Origin of the sequence: Dietzia sp. E1 (genome assembly GCF_014145015.1) — a bacterium.
Taxonomy (GTDB): domain Bacteria; phylum Actinomycetota; class Actinomycetes; order Mycobacteriales; family Mycobacteriaceae; genus Dietzia; species Dietzia cinnamea_A.
Map to the genome: position 1 here is coordinate 1 of NZ_JAALDU010000375.1, position 2,737 is coordinate 2,737.

Genomic DNA, 2,737 nt, shown 5'->3' on the forward strand with positions numbered 1-2,737 from the left:
CAACACCGCCCCCGGAAACCCCAGGAGGACACCATGAGCATCGTCGTCTACACCAAGCCGGCCTGCGTCCAGTGCGACAGCACCATCCGCGCCCTCGACGCCGCCGGCATCGTCTACACCACCGTCGACCTCACCACCGACCACGACGCCCGCGACTACGTGATGAACACCCTCGGCTACAGCTCCGCACCGATCATCGAGGTCGACGGCGACGACCACTGGTCCGGATTCCGCCCCGACCGCATCAAGGCCCTGGCGTCCGCACACCCCCGCAGCCCCGAGCGCACCCAGTTCCTCGTCGACGTGCTCAGCACCGCCGTCGAGACCGGCATCAGCTACTGGGCCGAGACGGTACACGTCGAGGACCACACCGGGACCACCCCCGAGGGAGACAACCTCGATCCGCTCGGCTCCGGCGGCGACTGCTACGCCGCCCTCATCCGCGAGGACGAGACCGGGACTGAATACAAGGTCACTCTCGAGACCATCGCACGCGGCGCCACCAAGCTCGCCGCAACCAGCATCGACAACGACCTGGTCAACGACTTCCGCGAGGCCAACCGCACCAACGGCCACCGGGGCGACATCGACGCCGCCAACGCCGACATGGCCCTGCAAATGGGCGTATTCGGCGACGTCATCTACGGCTGATGGCCATCGCGACCGCCGCCCGCCCATCGCCGCGAGGCAGACGGGCACCCAGGAAGGACACCCGGAATGCACGCTCTCGACCACACCGATCTGCACTACCTCCGCAGGACCATGTCCCTGCACGGCCTCGGCCGACTCGCCGCCTCCCCCGAGACCCAGATCCCGCACATCGTCGCCAGCCAGTCCTCCGGATACGGCTCAGATCTCGCCTTCGAGTACCGCGCCAAGGGTCTATCCGTCTGGGCCGGGCGAACGCTTCCCTCCACCGCGGCCCCAGACCGCCACATCACCTGGAGCCAGATCCGCCGCCACATCAGCCGCTACGCCACCGACGAGTTCATCACCGCGTTTCGCAAGACCGACAAAGCATGGTGCCATGCAAAGGCCGGCGACCAGACCCCCGGCGTCCTACACCAGACCACCGACAGCGAACGCGACCAGATCGCCGACCTGGAGGCACAGCTGCGACTACTGGCCGCTCCCATCTGGGAACCCGCCACCACGATCGAAGCCGAACCCCAACAGCTCGACCTCTTCGCATAACCACCAGCACCCACCCCGCACAGGCAGGACAGACAATGGCCACCATGACCGCCGAGGACCCGCAGGCCACCGCCGACCCGGTCGACGTCGACGACCTCGCCGCCACCGACGACGCCCCCACCGTCCCCGAGCTCGACCCCGAAGCCGCCCTGCTCTGCGCCCTGCTGCACACCACCGACACCACCGAGGCCCGCCACATCGCCCGCCACCTCACGGCCGGCGACTTCCTCAGCCCTCGCTACGGCGAGCTGTACGCCGTCATCGCCGAACTGATCGCCGCAGACGAGCCCCACCACCCGACCCGCGTCCTGGCTGCCCTGACCAGCGCCGGACGCATGGCCGGCCACCACGGCCGACTCCTGGCCGACGCCCTCCAGACCGTCACCCTGCTCGGAACGCCTGCCGTCGGGCTGACCACCCTCGCCACCGATGTCCTCGACGCCGCCTACCGCCGACGCTTCGCCGCCACCGCCCAGACCCTGACCCGCGCCAGCGCCGAGGCCCCCACCGTCGACCTGTTCGAGATCCTCCTCGCCCAAGGCCGCGCCATGCGCACCGAGACCCGCCGCCGCGCCTCACTCACCGCAGGCCCGACCGCCGCCCAGTAACCGTCGGCGACCGACACCACCCAGAAGGGAAGACCAGATGCACTCGCAGGCCCAGCTCGAGCACCAGGCGAGCGACGCCCTGGCAGCGCTCGGAGCCACGATTGACCCCGGCACCGTCTCCGACGCCGTAGACCTCTACCTGTGCAAGCACGAGCGGTCGACTGGCCAGCCCGTCGACCGGGACGCCATCGGTGCGGCCGTCGCCGCCGAGGCGATCGAGGCTGCGACCTCATGGCTGCTGACCCTCGACGCGCCGCCCCAGTCGCACCCGGCAGGGGCGACACCCGTACAGCCGTAGCGCCCAGGCACGATGACGACCATGTACCTCATCGGGACCGGGCCGAGCGAGCTGCACGCCCACATCGACCTCGACCGCGCACGAGGGCGGGCCCTCGGCGGGGCCGAGGCGTCCGTGGTGTCGAGCGCCCACGAGGGCGGGCACTGGTCGGTCGTCGCCGAGATTCGGCCCGACGCAGCGGGGGAGGGGCCATGACACCAGACGAGGCCCGCTCACTCGGCCGTGCCATTCGTGCCGTCCGCCTCGAGCGCGGACTGTCCCAGCTCAAGCTCGCCGTCGCCGTCGGCGTGAAATCCCCCTGGATCAGCGCCTGGGAGCGCGGACAATCAAAGCCCACCGCCCACGGGCCGGCCGCGACGCCCAGCGCCATCAGCAAAGACCAGCTCGCAGCACTCGCCGACGCCCTGGACTGCACCGTCGGCGACATCGCCGACCGGGCGGCGCTGTCGGCCAGCACCCGCCTCATGTTCGGACTCGAGCCTCTTGGCGCGGCTCGCACGGTGATTGGTGGCCAGGAGTACGACCTCACCGACGCCGAGGCCGACAAAGCAGCCGCGTTCGTCGCAGGTCTGATCGCCGCCCGCGACCTGCACTGACCGCCGGTGTCGGAGGCCCCGGCTACGGTGCCGGCGTGGAC

At 70.4% G+C, this 2,737-nt stretch carries 5 protein-coding genes and 1 pseudogene; all 6 read left to right on the forward strand.

Annotation, left to right across the window (positions count from 1 at the left end):
- Nucleotides 1-33 precede the first annotated feature (33 nt).
- A pseudogene (gene nrdH, locus G6030_RS16560) lies at nucleotides 34-261 on the forward strand (glutaredoxin-like protein NrdH); the annotation flags it as partial.
- A 456-nt stretch (nucleotides 262-717) separates the two neighbouring features.
- The gene (locus tag G6030_RS12305) at nucleotides 718-1,194 is read left to right on the forward strand and encodes a hypothetical protein (protein ID WP_182643311.1); all 477 of its coding nucleotides are present in this window, start codon (nucleotides 718-720) and stop codon (nucleotides 1,192-1,194) included.
- A 35-nt stretch (nucleotides 1,195-1,229) separates the two neighbouring features.
- The gene (locus tag G6030_RS12310; protein ID WP_182643312.1) at nucleotides 1,230-1,802 is read left to right on the forward strand and encodes a DnaB-like helicase N-terminal domain-containing protein; all 573 of its coding nucleotides are present in this window, start codon (nucleotides 1,230-1,232) and stop codon (nucleotides 1,800-1,802) included.
- Between the two features lie 37 nt (nucleotides 1,803-1,839).
- Entirely contained in the window at nucleotides 1,840-2,100 is a 261-nt protein-coding gene (locus G6030_RS12315) for a hypothetical protein (RefSeq protein ID WP_182643313.1), read from the forward strand.
- A gap of 12 nt (nucleotides 2,101-2,112) precedes the next feature.
- Nucleotides 2,113-2,295: a hypothetical protein gene (locus G6030_RS12320; protein ID WP_182643314.1), complete on the forward strand. Its 183-nt coding sequence runs from the start codon at nucleotides 2,113-2,115 to the stop codon at nucleotides 2,293-2,295.
- A complete protein-coding gene (locus tag G6030_RS12325) occupies nucleotides 2,292-2,696 on the forward strand; it encodes a helix-turn-helix transcriptional regulator (RefSeq protein WP_182643315.1) in 405 nt (134 codons plus the stop codon). Before G6030_RS12320 ends, G6030_RS12325 begins: the two co-directional genes overlap by 4 nt.
- The last annotated feature ends 41 nt before the right edge of the window (nucleotides 2,697-2,737 follow it).

Excerpts from the sequence above, each read along its gene's own strand:
- G6030_RS12305 (WP_182643311.1), top strand. The coding sequence starts at position 718 with ATGCACGCTCTCGACCACACCGATCTGCACTACCTCCGCAGGACCATG.
- G6030_RS12310 (WP_182643312.1), top strand. The coding sequence starts at position 1,230 with ATGGCCACCATGACCGCCGAGGACCCGCAGGCCACCGCCGACCCGGTC.
- G6030_RS12315 (WP_182643313.1), top strand. The coding sequence starts at position 1,840 with ATGCACTCGCAGGCCCAGCTCGAGCACCAGGCGAGCGACGCCCTGGCA.
- G6030_RS12320 (WP_182643314.1), top strand. The coding sequence starts at position 2,113 with ATGACGACCATGTACCTCATCGGGACCGGGCCGAGCGAGCTGCACGCC.
- G6030_RS12325 (WP_182643315.1), top strand. The coding sequence starts at position 2,292 with ATGACACCAGACGAGGCCCGCTCACTCGGCCGTGCCATTCGTGCCGTC.